Source organism: Moraxella sp. CTOTU47915, assembly GCF_031986685.1.
GTDB classification, from domain to species: domain Bacteria; phylum Pseudomonadota; class Gammaproteobacteria; order Pseudomonadales; family Moraxellaceae; genus Faucicola; species Faucicola tetraodonis.
Window position 1 is genome coordinate 92,099 of the sequence record NZ_DAMAAE010000003.1, and the last position, 17,681, is coordinate 109,779.

The 17,681-nt window shown below is 43.3% G+C and carries 18 protein-coding genes; 14 read left to right on the plus strand and 4 right to left on the minus strand.

Annotation, left to right across the window (positions count from 1 at the left end):
* Nucleotides 1–194: 194 nt before the first annotated feature.
* The 5 genes from RTL34_RS03720 to lpxC all read left to right on the plus strand — a co-directional run bounded on the left by RTL34_RS03720 (nt 195) and on the right by lpxC (nt 5,944).
* Nucleotides 195–1,118 carry a D-alanine--D-alanine ligase gene (locus tag RTL34_RS03720; protein ID WP_312114682.1) on the plus strand — a complete coding sequence of 308 codons (924 nt, stop codon included), beginning with the start codon at nt 195–197 and terminating at the stop codon, nt 1,116–1,118.
* A 197-nt stretch (nt 1,119–1,315) separates the two neighbouring features.
* Complete coding sequence (locus RTL34_RS03725; RefSeq protein WP_312114684.1) at nt 1,316–2,194, plus strand: cell division protein FtsQ/DivIB; 879 nt, start codon at nt 1,316–1,318, stop codon at nt 2,192–2,194.
* A gap of 25 nt (nt 2,195–2,219) precedes the next feature.
* A complete protein-coding gene (gene ftsA, locus RTL34_RS03730) occupies nt 2,220–3,500 on the plus strand; it encodes a cell division protein FtsA (protein ID WP_007116179.1) in 1,281 nt (426 codons plus the stop codon).
* A 149-nt stretch (nt 3,501–3,649) separates the two neighbouring features.
* Complete coding sequence (gene ftsZ / locus RTL34_RS03735) at nt 3,650–4,870, plus strand: cell division protein FtsZ (RefSeq protein ID WP_007116178.1); 1,221 nt, start codon at nt 3,650–3,652, stop codon at nt 4,868–4,870.
* 198 nt (nt 4,871–5,068) lie between these two features.
* Nucleotides 5,069–5,944 (plus strand): UDP-3-O-acyl-N-acetylglucosamine deacetylase, encoded by an 876-nt coding sequence (gene lpxC / locus RTL34_RS03740; RefSeq protein ID WP_312114689.1) that lies wholly within the window; start codon nt 5,069–5,071, stop codon nt 5,942–5,944.
* A gap of 338 nt (nt 5,945–6,282) precedes the next feature.
* Here the strand turns inward: lpxC and RTL34_RS03745 are convergent, their stop codons facing one another.
* The gene (locus RTL34_RS03745; RefSeq protein ID WP_312114691.1) at nt 6,283–6,771 is read right to left on the minus strand and encodes a hypothetical protein; all 489 of its coding nucleotides are present in this window, start codon (nt 6,769–6,771) and stop codon (nt 6,283–6,285) included.
* Between the two features lie 191 nt (nt 6,772–6,962).
* On the opposite strand from RTL34_RS03745, the gene RTL34_RS03750 reads away from it, so the two are divergent.
* Nucleotides 6,963–7,658, plus strand: a complete 696-nt coding sequence (locus RTL34_RS03750) for a M23 family metallopeptidase (RefSeq protein ID WP_312114692.1) — start codon at nt 6,963–6,965, stop codon at nt 7,656–7,658.
* Nucleotides 7,659–7,745: 87 nt separating this feature from the next.
* Here RTL34_RS03750 and RTL34_RS03755 read toward each other — a convergent pair whose 3' ends face one another.
* Together RTL34_RS03755 and RTL34_RS03760 are read right to left on the minus strand one after the other, a co-directional pair.
* Nucleotides 7,746–8,516, minus strand: coding sequence for a DOMON-like domain-containing protein (locus RTL34_RS03755; RefSeq protein ID WP_312114694.1), 771 nt, complete (start codon nt 8,514–8,516; stop codon nt 7,746–7,748).
* Nucleotides 8,517–8,523: 7 nt separating this feature from the next.
* Entirely contained in the window at nt 8,524–8,841 is a 318-nt protein-coding gene (locus RTL34_RS03760; protein ID WP_082168297.1) for a YhbY family RNA-binding protein, read from the minus strand.
* A gap of 330 nt (nt 8,842–9,171) precedes the next feature.
* On the opposite strand from RTL34_RS03760, the gene rlmE reads away from it, so the two are divergent.
* From rlmE to RTL34_RS03790, 6 genes are all read left to right on the plus strand, one after another.
* Nucleotides 9,172–9,804, plus strand: a complete 633-nt coding sequence (gene rlmE, locus RTL34_RS03765; RefSeq protein ID WP_007116170.1) for a 23S rRNA (uridine(2552)-2'-O)-methyltransferase RlmE — start codon at nt 9,172–9,174, stop codon at nt 9,802–9,804.
* 243 nt (nt 9,805–10,047) lie between these two features.
* Nucleotides 10,048–11,949: an ATP-dependent zinc metalloprotease FtsH gene (ftsH, locus tag RTL34_RS03770; protein WP_040403605.1), complete on the plus strand. Its 1,902-nt coding sequence runs from the start codon at nt 10,048–10,050 to the stop codon at nt 11,947–11,949.
* 104 nt (nt 11,950–12,053) lie between these two features.
* Entirely contained in the window at nt 12,054–12,932 is an 879-nt protein-coding gene (gene folP / locus RTL34_RS03775; RefSeq protein WP_312114697.1) for a dihydropteroate synthase, read from the plus strand.
* A 50-nt stretch (nt 12,933–12,982) separates the two neighbouring features.
* Nucleotides 12,983–13,249 carry an FAD assembly factor SdhE gene (locus RTL34_RS03780; RefSeq protein ID WP_065253600.1) on the plus strand — a complete coding sequence of 89 codons (267 nt, stop codon included), beginning with the start codon at nt 12,983–12,985 and terminating at the stop codon, nt 13,247–13,249.
* Nucleotides 13,250–13,258: 9 nt separating this feature from the next.
* The gene (locus RTL34_RS03785; protein WP_312114699.1) at nt 13,259–13,780 is read left to right on the plus strand and encodes a hypothetical protein; all 522 of its coding nucleotides are present in this window, start codon (nt 13,259–13,261) and stop codon (nt 13,778–13,780) included.
* Nucleotides 13,781–13,966: 186 nt separating this feature from the next.
* Entirely contained in the window at nt 13,967–14,689 is a 723-nt protein-coding gene (locus RTL34_RS03790) for a YidB family protein (RefSeq protein ID WP_312114700.1), read from the plus strand.
* 136 nt (nt 14,690–14,825) lie between these two features.
* On the opposite strand, the gene aroE is transcribed toward RTL34_RS03790, so the two are convergent.
* Entirely contained in the window at nt 14,826–15,644 is an 819-nt protein-coding gene (gene aroE / locus RTL34_RS03795) for a shikimate dehydrogenase (protein ID WP_312114702.1), read from the minus strand.
* Nucleotides 15,645–15,870: 226 nt separating this feature from the next.
* Between aroE and RTL34_RS03800 the strand changes: the two genes are divergently transcribed.
* A complete protein-coding gene (locus RTL34_RS03800; protein ID WP_157819351.1) occupies nt 15,871–16,647 on the plus strand; it encodes a hypothetical protein in 777 nt (258 codons plus the stop codon).
* Between the two features lie 60 nt (nt 16,648–16,707).
* A complete protein-coding gene (locus RTL34_RS03805; protein ID WP_312114706.1) occupies nt 16,708–17,634 on the plus strand; it encodes an aminotransferase class IV in 927 nt (308 codons plus the stop codon).
* Nucleotides 17,635–17,681: the final 47 nt, after the last annotated feature.

Consider the following 17,681-nt stretch of genomic DNA (forward strand, 5'->3'; position numbering starts at 1 on the left):
CTTGATTGAAAAACCACGCGGTAAACGGCTATGAAACTAAGCTATTGAAAAGCTATTTTAGCTTGCCCATGCTGCCAGCAGGCGATTATTTTATGGGTGAAAAAAATTGCCAAGTCATAGCCAAGCAATAGTTTAAAAATTTGTGTGAAATAATTATAGCAATAAATTCGGTTAACAAAAGATTAGGAATCAATATGTCAGAGCTTATCGATGTCAAACAATTTGGTAAAGTGGCGGTTGTCTGTGGCGGCTGGAGTGCCGAGCGTGAGGTGTCACTGACGAGTGGGCAAGCTGTGCTTGATGCGCTACTCGCTAAAGGCGTGGATGCCCATCACTTTGACCCCAAGGAAACAGATATCTCAAAACTGCGCGACTATGACCGTGTATTTAATGTACTGCATGGCACTTTTGGCGAAGATGGTAGCCTGCAAGGGGTGCTAGACGGTTTTAATATTCCGTATACCGGTTGTGGCGTGTTAGCCTCTGCAATTGCCATGGATAAGTTTCGCAATCGCCTAGTTTGGCAAGCGTTAGATTTACCAAACGTACCTTATGTCGTGCTTGATGACAATACCGATTTTACCGCTATCGAACAGCAGCTAGGTTTACCGCTATTTGTGAAACCCGCCGCTGAAGGCAGTAGTGTCGGTGTCTTTAAAATTAAAGAAGTGGGTGAGCTTGCCAAGACCTACCCACAGCTCAAACAATACCACGGCGCTATTTTGGCAGAAAAAGCCATCACAGGGGGTGAGTATGCTTGCTCAATCCTCGGTGATGAGGTATTGCCCAGTATTCGTATCATCCCTACGACCGAATTTTATGACTACGAAGCCAAATACAATCGTGATGATACCGTCTACCAATGCCCATCAGATTTGAGCGAGGCGCAAGAACAAACCATGCACCAAATCGCAAGAAAAGCGTTTGCTGCCATTGGGGGCAAAGGTTGGTCACGTGTGGATTTTTTACGAGATGACGAAGGCACGCTATATCTGCTTGAACTCAATACGGTGCCCGGCATGACCAGTCATAGTTTGGTGCCGATGGCAGCCAAAGCCCGTGGCATGGATTTTGCGACGCTATGCGTGCGTATCTTAGAACAAACGTTGAGCAAATAAGTCGTTTTCGTTTATATTTGTTTACAAAAAAAGTACTTGAATTGTCTAGAAGCGTATTATCTATTTACCATTCATTTCATTGAATTTGCTATGATATGCTTCTAAGCATAAATCCTTGTAATATTTTTAGTTATTGTGATTTTTGTTGTTGAGATTTTAGTAATTAATAATTTTAGACCGAGTGATGATTGGTCAATATGGCAAATTCATTTGTGGCAACTGCTTCTCTAGATACTACGCTCCCTAATCGCTTTCATCAGCTGCTGCCAAAGTTATTAATGCTTGGCGTTGTGTTATTGTTGCTGATATTAGCGGCTTTGGCGATTAATGTGTTCAACAAATTACCCAATGCAGCGATTAGTTTGCAGCATAAAGGGTTAAACGCCCAGCAAACCCTGCAGCTTCAGCAATTATTGGGCGAAAAAGCAGACACAAACTTACTCAAGGCTGATTTGCAAAGCTATGTAGCAAAACTTGAGACAGTAGATTGGGTAGGGCAAGCCGATGTGCGCCGCGATTGGCAACAAGGTATTGTGGTCAATGTAGTACCGCGCCAAGCCGTTGCCAAGTTTGGTAGTGAACGTTTAGTCGATGCCAATGGTACGGTATTTAAACCTGCCGATAGCAATGACTTAAATAATGCCAGCTTGATGCAGCTACAAGGCGATAGCCAAAATGCCGTTGTCATGATGCAGCAAATCAAGCAAGTTAGTGATTGGTTTATGCCACTGGGTATGAAAATTGAAGAAGTCATCGTAACGCCCAGAATGGCATGGTTATTTCGCTTTGATAACGGACTTCGGGTACTGGTTGATAATGACAATACGTCAGAAAAACTGTATCGACTAAGCATCATGTTACAAAATCAGCTTAAACCACAGCTCAAAACGCTGCAAACGGTGGATTTACGCTATAAAAACGGCATGGCAATTACCAAACGACCTGTGATACAGCAAGCTGGTGATACAGCTGCCGTCAATGCCAAATCGGATGATACTAAATCCGTGACCGATGCCAACTCAACAACCGATTCGAAAACTAACGCCTTAAAAACCACCGCCAACCCCAGCCATTAGGTGAAACATAATTTTGTAGTGTTCTATGAAAAAGCCAGATCTGATCGTCGTCGTCCACCTAAGTGCTACCGCTATTCATACTGTGATTGGTCAAATCCACAGTGCGCAAGATATTCGTATTATCGGTTTATCTACCGTCAAAAACCATGATTTCGCCCAAGGCACCATTCGCCACCGCGAACGTCTAAAATCTGCCATCAAACAATCTATTCAAAACGCTGAAGACATGGCAAATTGCCGCGTAAACAGTGTTTGGCTTAGTTTTTCTACCCCAGATTTACAAAGCGTCAATAGTGTGGGCGAAGTCAAAATCAAACACGATATCGTACAAGCCAAAGACGTGGTCGCCGCGCTAACCCAAGCCAAAAATAAACATCTCCAAGATGATTTGTATTTGATGCATTATGCCCAGCAAGGTATTGCTTTAGATGGCAATGCTGAGATGATTGATGATGCGATTGGGATGCAAGCGAGTGACTTGATGGTACTCTATCATCTGATGATGATGCCGGTCAAAGGTCGCCAGAATTTACAGCAACTGCTGCAAGAATGTGATGTCAGTATCGACCAAATGCTATTTGATGCCGTATCTACCGCCGAATATGGTTTATTACCCGAAGAAAAATACCATGGTGTATGTCTGATTGATATTGGGGCATCGACGACCAGTATCTGCGTTTACCGTGAAGATAAGCTGATTTATACCCATTGTTTTGCCGAAGGCGGACATCACGCAACACTGGATATCTCTATGCTGCTAGATGTCACCATTGCTGAAGCAGAGAATATGAAAAAATCCCAAGCCAATGTTGATCGTCATGGGATTGACTCAAGCCAATTTTTTACCATCAAGCGTTCACAGCATGACGATGAAAAAACCATTAATATGCTTGAGCTCCTTGAAGTCACGGAAGCCCGCTATATCAGTATTTTAGGTCATATTAAAAAAGAGCTGGATAAAGAAGGACTAAGTGAGTTTTTACAACAAGGCTATGTGATCACGGGCGGTGGTGCTGAAATGCGTGGATTATTGCCATTAGCCAAAAAAATCTTTGCCAATAAAGTAAACAAGGTCAATCAACACTCAGCGATTTCTGCTTATACCCAATATGGTGATGATGACAAGCTTCGCACCATTGCGGCAATGATTGGTGAGCGTAAATACCAAACCGCGTTTGGCACACTGTTATATAGCCAAAGTGAGGCGTTTCATCATAGCGAGAAAAGCTCACCTGACTCTTTGCAAGTTAAGCCCATGCGAGAAAAACTCAAAACTGTGAATAAATTTTTTGGTAAATTTTTCTAAAAAAGAGATATTTAGTATTTTAAGAGTGCTCATGTTATGATTAACTCTAAAATCCACTAATTGTGTAATGATTTAATTGATATTTAATTTAATATGTTTGCTATTTATGCTGCTCAAGCCTACTTGACAGTATACGGAGATTTTCAATTATGGAAGCGAAGTTTAGTATTGTACAAGATCACACTGATACATTTGCCGATTCAGCCCGTTTAACCGTTATCGGTGTCGGTGGCGGCGGTGGCAATGCCGTTGAAACCATGGTACAAAATGGTGTAAAAGGCATTACCTTCGTCTGTGCCAATACCGATAGACAAGCGCTTGACCGCCTGTCAGCGCCCAATAAAATCCAGCTCGGTATCAAAAATAACAACCGCGGCTTGGGCGCAGGTGCCAACCCAGAAGTAGGGCGTGAAGCAGCCGAGAGCGATGAAGAACAAATTCGCCAATTGTTAGAAAATTCTGACATGGTATTTATTACCGCGGGTATGGGCGGTGGTACGGGTACAGGCGCTGCCCCAGTCATCGCCAGACTTGCCAAAGAGCTGGGCGTTTTGACCGTTGCGGTAGTGACCATGCCATTTACCTTTGAAGGTGGCAGACGTAATAAAGTGGCTAGAGAAGGTATTGAGCAGCTTTCTAACTTTGTCGACTCCATCATCACTATCCCCAACGATAAATTGATGACAGTGTATGGCAAAATCTCTATGAAAGACGCCTTCAAAAAAGCCGATGAAGTGTTACTTCAAGCGGTGCAAGGTATCTCTAATATGATTTCAAAAGATGGTTTTATTAATATCGACTTTAACGATATTCGCACGGCAATGACCTCACGGGGTCATGCGATGATGGGTATCGGTAAAGGCAGTGGGGAAGACCGCGCTGAGATCGCTGCTGAAAAAGCCATCAAAAGCCCATTGCTTGACAATTTATTACTTAAAAATGCCAAAGGTCTATTGGTCAACGTGGTGGCTAGCTCAGATTTCAATTTTGAAGAGCAAGAACGCATCACCCAAAAAGTGCATAGCTTGGTGGATATTGACGAAGCCAACATCTTCTACGGTGTGGTATTTGATGAAGACATGGGCGATGAAATCCAAGTGACCGTGGTGGCAACCGGTCTTACGCTAGATAATACCCCAAAGCACCCAGCTAGAGATTTTGTCTCAGATGCCTCTAGCACCCACAAAGTGGAAGCAGGCACGCATGAACCTGCGTATGCGGCACGCCGTGATATACCACAATCCATCCCTGCACCTCAGCCACCTGTACAGCAAGCTATCGAGCCTGCGCCAGCACAACCGCAATCCTCGCAGCCACAACGCACAGGCAACAGTATTCAAGACTATCTACGTCGCCAGCAAAATCGCTAAGATACCGTATAATTTTTCAAAAGCCTCACAGCTTAATTGTTGTGAGGTTTTTTTATCAATGGAGTCAATCATAAAGGTCGATAAAATCAATCAAGCATCACTATGATGTAGAAAGGGACAATGGTAGAATAGCCAAATGTAACAAATTATATCAACCTAGCTTTGGCTAAGGATGAATGCAATCTACTAAGGGGCATTATGCAGCAGCGTACTATTCAACAACCCATCAATCTTGAAGGCATCGGCTTACATAGTGGTAACCCTGTACACCTGCGCTTTTCTCCTGCACCCGTTGACTATGGGATTCAATTTTTACGTAGTGATGTGGCACAGGCAAAGCCCATTCCCGCTATCTATCATGCGGTAACCGATACCATGATGTCCTCAAATCTCACCAATGAGCTAGGTCAGCGCATTGGGACAGTCGAGCATTTGATGAGTGCAATTGCTGCGCTTCAAATTGATAATTTACAAATCGAAGTGTCCGCCCCTGAGATTCCAATCATGGATGGTAGTGCCATCGAATTTGTACAAGTATTGCAGCAAGCGGGTATTGCCGAGCAAACGTCTGCCAAACGCTATATTCAGGTGTTGCAACCAATTGAGGTTCGCGTGGAGGATAAAGTCGCTGGATTTCGTCCCTACGATGGATTTGTATTAGATTTTCAAATTGACTTTAATCACCCTGCGTTTAATGCCTCACATCAAACGTTTAAATTGGATTTTAATGAAGGCAATTTTATCGAGCATATTGCCAAAGCGCGCACATTCGGCTTTTTAAAAGATATTGAATACCTAAAAAGCAATAACTTAGGGCTGGGGGGGAGTATGCAGAACGCCATTGTTTTAGATGACAATGGGGTGCTTAATCCTGAAGGGTTACGCTTTGATGATGAGTTTGTACGCCATAAAGTACTAGATGCGATTGGTGACTTATACCTTGCCGGGCACCAGATTTTGGGCGAGTTTTATGCGTATAAGTCAGGGCATGCGCTCAATAATAAATTGTTACAGGCTTTATTTAGCGATGAAACTAACTATAAAGTTGTAACAAAGAATGACAATGTTAACTAGATTTATTTAACTTTATTAATTTTATTGTGTATTTTCACTAATCAAAAAATTTTACATACAGGTTAATTAGTAACATTTTTTCATCAAGAAGTTATCATTTTATTACACTAACTAAACCCAACCACTCAATTTTATCATTTAATTTTTGGATATCTTTTTTTGGCCATTGGCTACTATAAGCGCACTAAAAATAAAAAAAAAGATATCTTTGTCTATCCTATTAATTGTAAATTTTTTCCTATATTTTTACTTTCACTTGCATAAGCCATGAATCTATTGATAAATCTTGCGATATCAGTAACATAATTTACATAAAATTACATTGTAACTTGGTTATTTTAGTCTTTTATCAATTTTTGTAACGCCATTCTAAGCGGCTCGTTATCCGTGACAAGGTCACATAGCTGTGTTATATTTCGCTTCGTAGATTCGCTTAGCTCACACTTCTTTACATTGCTAACATTGTGATTACACTGTAAATTTGGCATTTGCGAGTCATAACTAGCTTTGACAATCACCACGCGAAAACGTAACTGATTAAATTGATGAAAATTGTTATCGAACGCTTGCAGGGTTGACAGTAGGTGCTGCTGGTTGTAATTGAGGTGATTGGCAAGGGTATGACTATTTGTACTAACCACAAGTATAAAGGATTCACAAGCAATCACTTGTAAGCTTGCTAAGACTTCCTCAGTCAATACGTTTTGCCAAGCACTGCGAACATCGTCCGTCAATTGCTGTAATTGCTGCAGCTTTTTTTGAAACGGTAATTGATAGTTGGCAAGACGCTCAGTGCGAGAAGCAAGATGGTTGGTTGGTTTTTTCATAGTCAATGAGCAGTGTGGTGGGTAGTTAAGCGACAAAAAATTTGATGTAGTCTTAGTATTGGGTCTTAGTGTTAGTGTAGGTGATTTTAAGACCAAATTATAGTGAATTAAATCTTGCCAATGCGTTCAAGTAGCGTTCACATGACATTGGCACAGGGTTTAATAGCATAAGGTTTAACAAAGGATAAAAGATGAAATTAGCTCTAATCGCATTACCAGTTGTTGCTTTAACCACAATGAGTGTTGCACAAGCTCAAATTCTATCGATTACCAATGCCGGTAAAACCAGTCAAGTTATTGTTCGTGAAGATGATGGTGAAGATTATTATCTGCCTTCAGATGCCGTCAATGCGGCCATCAAAAACCTAAGCCAGCAAACCCAGCAAAAAGAAGACCGCCTCGCAAGTTTAGCACAAAAGCTATCGACTCAGCCAACCACCATTATCAACATGCCTGCCATGGGCAGCTATGCAGGTAATGGCATGTTGACCGTACGTCCGATTGTTTCATCTGCGCGCATGAGTTCAGGTTTTGGCTATCGTATCCACCCTGTCACTGGTAAATCACAGTTTCATAAAGGCATGGACTTTGCTGCTCCCATCGGCACCCCTATTTATGCCACAGGTAATGGTGTGGTGACTTTCTCAGGTTGGGGTACAGGGTATGGTCGTCATGTTGAAGTAGATCATGGCAACGGTACTGTCACGCGTTACGCACATACCTCTGCAAACTATGTTAACGTTGGCGATACGGTGTATGCAAACCAGCAAATCGCGGCGGTAGGCAACACGGGTCGTTCAACAGGCGCCCACTTACATTATGAAGTACGCCAAAATGGTCAAGCTGTCAATCCGCAAACTTACTTAGCAATGGCGCCAGCGCGTTAATCGTGACAATATCTCGATATATAAAAAAACTGGCTTATATGCCAGTTTTTTATTTTTCGCTGCGCTATGGTTTAAAACTATCATAATTTAGGTGTTTATCCAGTGTGCTTTGTTATGAAAGTCCGCTGGATGTGCATGCTGTATGGCCCAATAACTCATTTCATCGACGGTTGGAGCTGAGTTATCTGCTAAGCCGCTGTCTGGCGGTTGCTGAATCACACGCGTTGGATTTAGCGCATAATTACCATTTGCACCAACCAACTTATCCAATGCTGATTTGGCAAATGTCATACCGACACGAAAAGTACCAACGCTAAACCCATATTGCTGCTGTACCGCTCGTACATGGGTGAGGAGTAATGGACTTGCAGAACACCAAAAAACAAGCGGAAGCTCGCTATCTTGTGTAACCGCCTGGCTAAAAAAATTGATATCCTCACCATAAGTCAGCGCTGTGATAGGCAAGCGCCGAGGGGGTAATGCATTCGGTGTCCGATAGCTGTCAAAATAATAAAGATTAAACTCACCATTGGTCGCCAAATTGACCTCAAGATACGGGCTATCCGCTTGGCTATCTTTGGCAATAAAACACTCAAAACAATCTGCTTGCCATAAATAATCTTGACGCATTACACGTTGAAGTGCCGATGGGCTAAATGTCGGAAAATTTGCCCATAGACCAGCTTGTAGAGCGGTTTGACTATCATCAATCTTGGGATGGGCAGCATCAAATAAGATAGTTAAAAATTTACTATCAGCGACCACATGTACTGATAGCTGGTAGTCCAGTATTGCCGATACGGTGAATGGTTCAACCGTGCTCGTCAGTGCGAATGTCTCACCCTGTAACGTGTCCATTGTAGCCTTAGCCAAAACGTACCAAGTTTGATAACTTAGGATTGGCGTCCAGATTGCGACGTAATAATAGCACCATACGACCGATACTGGTGACCAAAATCGCATCAGTGGCTTCAGCAATCGCATTTGCCACAGCGTCACGATCTGCTTTGCTACCGGCTGGGATTTTTACTTTAATCAGCTCATGATCGGTCAGTGCGCGCCCAATTTCTTCAATAACGGTTGGGGTAACGCCTTGACCACCAATCATTACCACCGGGTTCAGCTGGTGACCGATGCCTTTTAAATGTTTGATATCAGCATTTGATAAGCTTGAATTTGCCATAACTGTCAATTGACCTATAAGAAAATTAGCTAGCATTATACCATATTAATCATTTTGCCTAATAAATTATGGGCAATACATAGGCAAAAACACATAGGCAAAAACGCTGCCATGACTTATCAATCTACAAAAATCACTGGATTAAAAAAATCAATAGCCAATCCATGAGTTAACACAAGCTAACTTGATGAAATATGCTAAAATAACAGCCTTAAGTCTTGAGATTGTCAAAATTTACCGATAGTCATTCTAGGATGGCTTTGGGTTTTTTAGCCAAATCCTAAATGAAGAATTTTTAAACTATATATAAAGGGTAGTTTGTAGAGAATTATGGCAACGCGTATTACCAACAAAAAATTGTCCAAAAGTAGCCGTGCGTGGATGAAAGAGCACATTGACGACCACTATGTCAAACTTGCCCAGCGCGATGGCTATCGGGCAAGAGCGGCTTACAAATTGCTAGAAATCAACGAAAAACTGCAGCTGATTAAAAAAGGCATGACGGTGGTCGATTTGGGTTCTGCCCCAGGCAGCTGGTCGCAAGTTGCGGGTAAACTAGTCGGTGACACTGGCAAACTTATCGCCTCAGACATCTTGCCGATGGATACGCTAGAGAATGTGACCTTTATCCAAGGTGATTTTCGTGAGCAAGCAGTGTTTGACAACATCATGGCAGAAGTCGCCGATAAAAAAGTGGAAGTGGTGCTATCTGATATGGCGCCTAATACCTCAGGGTTTTCTGCAGTCGATCAGCCACGAATGATTTATTTGTGTGAGCTTGCCATGGACTTTGCCGAGCAAGTGCTCCCTGAAGGTGGCACCTTAGTGATTAAGGTATTCCAAGGCGAAGGCTCTGATGCTTTACGAAAAAATATGCAGCAGCGTTTTAGTAAAGTGCGCAGTATCAAGCCTGCAGCGTCACGCGCGCGCTCAAAAGAAATGTATTGGATTGCCACCAAATAAGGTAATTTGCTTTAGTCTATCCATGAAGTTAACTGGATAAAAATTGGTAATATGTTTTTACTAGAAAATAACAGAGAATTCGCTTGATAATGTTAAGGTAAATCCATATATCATGCTATATTGAAAGATTAATATAACGTCTATTTTTGGTGAAAAATCTATCTATCTTTGGTAAACATTTTGATTTAACCCCACTTTTTAATCAACCCCCTAACGCGAAGGATGAAAAACAACGTGAGCGACATGGTAAAAAATACCTTATTGTGGTTAGTTGTGATAGGGGTATTAGTGCTAGTCTTTAGCAATTTTGATACCCGCAATGAACCTGATAAGCTCAATTACTCCCAATTTGTCACTGCGGTGGCAACTGACCAGGTCAAAAGTGTCAAGATTGACGGTGAGCAAATTTCTGGCGAAAAGAAAAACGGCTCAACTTTTGAGACAGTGCGTCCTGCGGTCACTGACACTGAGCTAATGCCAAAGCTTATCAAGCATAATGTTGAAGTTCAAGGCGCCACCCCTGAACGTCAAGGTGTGATGATGCAATTACTGATTGCAAGCTTCCCAGTGCTATTGATTATTGGTTTGTTCTTGTTCATCATGCGTAATATGAGCGGCGGTGGTGCAGGTGGTGGTCGCGGCATGGGTCCGATGAGTTTTGGTAAATCTAAAGCCAAAATGCTATCAGAAGACCAAATCAAAGTGACATTTGCAGATGTGGCAGGGTGTGATGAAGCCAAGCAAGAAGTAACAGAAATTGTCGACTTCTTACGTGACCCAGAAAAATTTACCAAACTTGGCGCGACTATTCCACGTGGTGTGTTGATGGTAGGTCCACCCGGTACTGGTAAAACCTTGCTTGCCAAAGCGATTGCAGGTGAAGCGAAAGTACCATTCTTCTCAATTTCAGGTTCTGACTTTGTTGAGATGTTTGTGGGTGTCGGTGCAAGCCGTGTGCGTGATATGTTTGAACAAGCCAAGAAAAATGCCCCTTGTATCATCTTTATTGACGAGATTGATGCTGTCGGTCGTCATCGTGGTGCGGGTATGGGCGGTGGTCATGACGAACGTGAACAAACTTTGAACCAGTTATTGGTTGAGATGGATGGTTTTGAAGGCAATGACGGGGTAATCGTGATTGCTGCAACCAACCGAGTCGATGTACTCGATAAAGCATTGTTGCGCCCAGGTCGTTTCGATCGTCAAGTACAAGTTGGCTTGCCTGATATCAAAGGCCGTGAGCAAATTCTTCGTGTACACATGAAAAAATTGCCCTCAACAATTGGCGTCGATATTCGTTCATTGGCGCGTGGTACCCCAGGTTTTAGTGGTGCACAATTAGCGAATTTGGTGAACGAGGCGGCACTATTTGCTGCACGTAACAATAAAGCGTCAGTTGATATGAACGACTTTGAAGAAGCCAAAGACAAGCTGTATATGGGTCCAGAACGTAAATCGATGGTACTGCGTGAAGAAGAGCGTCGTGCAACGGCATATCATGAAGCAGGGCATGCCTTAGTAGCTGAAATGCTACCGGGTACCGATCCTGTCCATAAGGTCACTATTATGCCGCGTGGTTGGGCATTAGGTGTTACTTGGCAATTGCCAGAGCATGATCAGACCAGCGTTTATAAGTCAAAAATGCTAAATGATATTGCGATTTTGTTTGGTGGTCGTATCGCCGAAGAAGTGTTTATCAATCAGCAATCGACTGGCGCGTCAAATGATTTTGAACGTGCTACTAAAATGGCACGTGCCATGGTTACCAAATACGGTATGTCAGATGCCATGGGTGTGATGGTGTATGAAGAAGATGAAAACCAAGGTTACTTTGGTGCCTCATCTCGCACTATTTCAGAAGCGACCCAGCAGAAAGTGGACGACGAAGTTCGTCGTATCCTAGAAGCGCAGTATGATATCGCACGTGCATTAATTGAAGGTAATGCGGACAAAATGCATGCCATGGTCGACGCGTTAATGAAATGGGAAACTATCGACCGTGACCAATTGCAAGATATTATGGCAGGTATTCCACCACGCGAGCCTAAAGTTTATCAAGAGCCTGTTAGAGTAAATTTCGATAAACCAAGCAACCCACCGTCAAGTGGGTCGGGCTTAACCCCGCCGCCGTTACCTGCAATGTAAATTATCCATGATATGAGTTACTCAAAAACCGCTACCAACTTGATAGCGGTTTTTTTGTTTTTCACTTAAAATAGTAAAAAATTTTAGCAATCATTGTGGACATCATGCAGTTACAGCCCATTCCCAACTTTGCCATTCATTATCATAATCAAACGCTCGATTTATCTAATCCCCATATCATGGGTATTTTAAATGTCACCCTAGATTCATTTTCTGATGGTGGTCGATATAATCATATCGACCAAGGCTTGCGTCATACCGAGCAGATGATCAAAGACGGGGCGACGATTATCGATGTGGGTGGTGAATCTACTCGCCCAAATGCCAGCCCTGTGAGTGAGCAAGAAGAAGTTGACCGCGTCATCAAAGTGGTTGAAGCGATTAATCATAACTTTGGTGAGCAAGTGTGGGTGTCGGTCGATACCAGTAGCCCGACCGTGATGACACTCGCCAGTCAAGTCGGCGCCAAAATTTGGAATGATGTACGAGCCTTGACGCGCCCCGATGCCATTGCTACCGCTGCCAAACTCGATATCCCTGTCATGCTCATGCACATGCGCGGTGAGCCAACGACCATGAATCAGCTAGATAATTATCAAGATTTATATACCGATGTTATTAGCGAGTTACAGCAGCGCATTGATGAGGTTATGGAGGGTGGGGTCAGACGTGACAATCTTATCATTGACCCAGGGTTTGGCTTTGCCAAAAACGCCCAGCAAAATCTGGCATGGCTGAATGAATTTTATCGGTTGCATACGTTTAACTTACCTGTCATGGTGGCATTATCCCGTAAACGCTTTGTTGGGGAAGTCCTCAAGTCAGCCAATCTACCCCATGACCCTACCGATAGAGATGTTGCTAGTATGGTTGCAGGGCTATTTGCTGTGCAGCAAGGGGCGTGTATCTTGCGCACCCATAATGTAGCAGCGACTAAAGCAGGGCTTGCGATGTGGCAAGCGACGCAACAGGCAAAAGCTTAATAACAGGTAAAAAAATACATGAATTTAACGCGCAACGACAAGGATTTATCATGAGTGACAATCAGCCAGAACCTACATTAGAGCAGCGCAAAGTCATCTATCGTGCCAGACGCGGTCTAAAAGAACTCGATTATTATTTTGACCCGTATGTGAGAGCGCACTATCTAAAAGCCGACTCACGAGAGCAGCAAATTTTTGCAGAATTGGTGAAAGAAGAAGATCCTGATTTGCTGGATTGGTTTTTACACAATCATCCGACCAAGCCAGAATTTGCTGATTTGATAGCCAAGCTCAAATCATTAAAAGCTTCTTCTTAATTGATTTAGATGAACGAGCGCTATTTATCGCGTCATAATACCTCATTTATTGACATTGATGCCACGCTCAAACCCAGTGTGGATAAAAAACTGCTTTGGGGGGCTTGTTTATGGGTGGTTGTTGGTATTTTGGCACTCGTACCTTTGTCGCTTACCTACAAAATTTTGCTAGGTATGGTCGCTATAGCCAGTCTTTGGTTCGGGCAAGTCTCTAGTTGTCACTTATTGGCTATTTCATCGTTACACGCCAAACCGCAAACGAACGATCAAACCTTACCCTATGACAACTTTGATTTTTTAACTTGGCAAATCCAGTGGGTACGTGGGGTTGTCAAAGTGCCTATACATCATAAGCAAGCGGTGTGGCAGGCAAGCTTGCTGGGCATCGCTGATATGGGGTGCCTAGTGATTTTAACATTTGGCTTGATAGAATCAGCGCCAACTAAAATCAGCGTAACCATTTGGCAAGACCAAGTGGACCGCGATACATGGCGGCAATTTAAGGTGCTAGCAAACACGCTAGGGCGATAACAAAAATGGTATATAAGTTATATTCAATATTGCTACAATTAAATCAACCAAGTGTTGAGGCGACAGCGCATTTTAGTTTGAACTTAAGTCTTGAACTTAAGTGCAGTTGGCAATTGGCATACGTCAGCGCGGTATCATTGGTGATATACAATAATCATTGAAAAAGATAAATAAAAGGGAACGACCATGGGTCTATTAACAAGTCTAGTAACACAAGTGGCGCAAAGTGCCATTCAAAGCAAAATGGGCCAAAGCAGAATGGGCGGTCAAAGCCAAGCGGATATGGGCGGCCTAGGGAATATTTTTGGTAATGTCTTAGGCGGCGGGGTGCAGCAACCGCAAATGCAGTCTAATGGGTTTGGGTTGGATGATATCATCGGTATGGCAATGAACCAAAATCAAGGTATGTCACAAGGTGGCGTGCTAGGACAAGTGCTGGGTAGCGTGCTAGGGGGTGGCATGGGCGGCGGCCTAAGCGGTGGCATGGGCAATAACGTAGGTATGAACCAATTTCCACAAAGCCAAAGTGGCTTTGGTGGTAAGGGTATGTTAATGGCGGCTTTGTTGCCAATTGCGTTGATGTTTATTCAGCGTAATGGTGGTCTATCAGGCGCTTTTAATAAAATCCAAAATATGGGATTTGGCCATCAAGCCAACTCTTGGATGAGTGCTGACCAAACAAACCAACCATTGGATGCCAATGATATCAATCAGCTATTTGATAATAATGAGTTGGCGCAAGTTGCGGCACAAACTGGTGTCGACCAAAGCGAAGTCCGTCAAAGTATGGCGGAGCTTTTGCCACAGTTATTTGACAACTTGACACCACATGGTGATACCCAAACCGAAAGCCAAGCCAATAAAGAAATCAGTGATATTTTGGCGCAATTAGGGAATGCGAATCGCTAAATTAGCCTGACTAAAAAAAGCCAGTGACAAAACTGGCTTTTTTTATTGGGTTTTCCTGCGCTCTCTTGGGCAAATTTTGGTTTTGTCTATTTCATCTAAAGCATAGGCGAGTGCTAACTGCTTTTTTATAAAACAGCTAAAAGTGAAAATTCGTCAAATCGACTTGTTTACCCGTCCAAAGCGCAAAACTTAATGCCCCTTGATTGACCAGCATTCCTAAGCCATCCGAGGTTTTGGCATGTTTCGCCTTAAAAAAGTCCAAAAACGCTGATGGTTTGCCATACATCATGTCATAGGCAAAATCGACCGTCATATCCTTGGCAAACGGCAAGGTGTCACCGCTCAGACCTATCGACGTTGCATTGATAATCACCTCAATATCGTTGGGCAAATCCGTCAAACTTGAAAAGGTGAGCTTATCAGTATCAAATAATTGGGTTAAATTCTTTGCCTTTTCTACGGTGCGATTGGCAATATGTAGCGATTTTACTTGCGCATCTAGCAATGGCAAAATCGCGCCGCGACTCGCCCCACCTGCCCCCAAAATAGCAACATTTGTGTCTTTTAACCTGACGCCTTGCGACAATAAATCCGCCACCAAGCCGCGACCATCGGTATTGTCGCCATACAGTTTGCCCCCTTTGATGGCAAGGGTATTGACTGCACCCGCCAAGCGCGCGTATTCAGATAGCTGACCGCGCTGCTGGCACAGCGCAAATGCCATCTCTTTAAAAGGTACGGTCACATTTGCCCCTGTGCCACCACCTGCAAAAAATGCTTCGACGACAGCGGTAAAGCTGTCGACATCGTTGGGACAATATTGGCGTTGGTAAGACAAGGTGATGCCCGTTTGTTTGGCAAAGGCTTGGTGCAAATCAGGCGATTTGCTATGGGCAATCGGATTGCCGATTACCATGCAATGATAACGGACGTTTGAATCAGGAATTGATGACATGGGAAAACCTATAATACGATGAGCAAAATTACCAATTCCCCTCACTTTACAATAACTGTAGCTGCTATATCAATGCTGGGTTTTGATTGGCTAGGTATTGATTGGGTGGGTGTAAAGCGTAGCATTTCATCGATTTGGCTAAAAATAACAACAAAAGCGTACTGTTAACTGCTGTCAATGCCTTGTTACAATGCGCTATCCACACCAACCCGTTATATACTACACAATGAAGCTAATTGCCCGCAAACCGCTTTTTTTACCGCGTCAAAACCGCTCAGAACATCCGATAGGCGCTACTCAAAAAGGCGCTACCAAAAAATGCGCTGCCCAAAAAAGCGTTACCCAAAATAAACCCACTTGGCTAAAAAATCTTGGCGGGGGGTGCGTTATTCTAACACTCACCTTAACTGGCTGTGATAAGGTCAAACAAATCGCCTCACAGCATAATGCCAGTGTGACTGCTAGCACTACCGCATCGACCGCAGCCGCCAATCCGTCTATCAACCCTACCTCGCAGCCAACACCTGTGGTCTATCCCATCAATGAATGGCAGCAACAAACGCTGGCAAACAAAGTCAGTATTCACGATATCGACGCTGTGACGTTATTATTGGGTCAACCCATCACCATTGATACGCAAAGTTTGGACTACCGAAGCAATGTGGCAAGTAAATATAGTTTTGCCAAAACTGGCGAGCCGTATTTTGATTTGCTTGATTCGCCTATGTATATCGAGGTACAGTGGTATTATGCCAGTGCCTATGACAATGCCAGCGTTAAAAACATCAGCATCAAGCATGCCAAAACAGCGTTTCACCTGACCCAAAATTGGTTTGGACAAGATGGCTCAGACATTGTTGCCCACATGGTGCAAGGACAGCCGATTAAAAATGCGAGCTACCACGGAATTTTGGTAGAATTAGCACGCTGTGACAATTATCATTGTGATTTGGTGGTCAGAAAACCCACTGTCACCGCCAAAACCGCTAAAAAAAGCGGCTAATTGCTGCGGCTTTCACTGTCATACAGTCAACTATTAATTTAATCAAGTAGCCAAATAACCATGTGGTATTCATTATCTGATGCTCAGTATGCCAAGCAAACGCCAATCACCGCTATCGATATTGACTCACGGGTGATAGCGTATGGCGATGGGTTTTTTACCACCATGGCGGTGGTGGCAGGACAAATCAATTGGCTAAATTACCATTTAGATAGAATCAAAGAGAGTGCCCATGCGTTACAACTCAATTTAACCAACGCGGACTTAGACGCAGCCAATTTAGACGCAGCCAATTTAGAATCCCCCAATCATACTATTCGCGCATACTTTAATAGTCAGTTAGCCAATTTTGCTAAAACCCTCAATCACGGTATGCTCAAGCTGATAGTCTGCCGAAAAAACCAACCTATCAAAGGCTATGGATTTTGTAACTCTGAATTTGACGCTTTTATTAAGCTTATGCGCACGGATAAGCCATTATCACAGCAAGCCAATCAAGTCATCATCCAATCTGCCGCTACCGCCATCTGTCTTACGCAGCAAATTGCGTGTCTACCCAAACCCTTGGTAGGACTTAAGCTACTAAACGCCCAAGATAAAGTGATGGCAAGTCACGAGCTGTGGCAGCACCAAACTCAAAATGCGCAAATGATTGATGGGCTGGTACAAGATGTGATGGGGCATTGGGTAGAAGGTACCTTTTGCAATGTGTTTTATCAGCTTAATCATGAAAACGTGTGGTACACACCGCCCATCAACCGCTCAGGGGTAAAAGGGGTGATGCGGCAGGTGTTATTGGCTAAGTTTGCCGACTCTGATAGGGCTCATGAGGAGCGGTATTTAGCCAGCGAGGAGTTAGCCAATATCACAAGCTTGTTCTTTTGCAATGCTGTACGCGGGATTTTGCCCATTCAGGCATTGATGCTACCTAATGGGCAGTCAACCGCGCTTGATTTGACCCCAATCTATGCGCAAAAATTCACTTAAATCGTGTTGCTGGTAACTAAAAAAAATTGCTATTTTTGTCATTAATT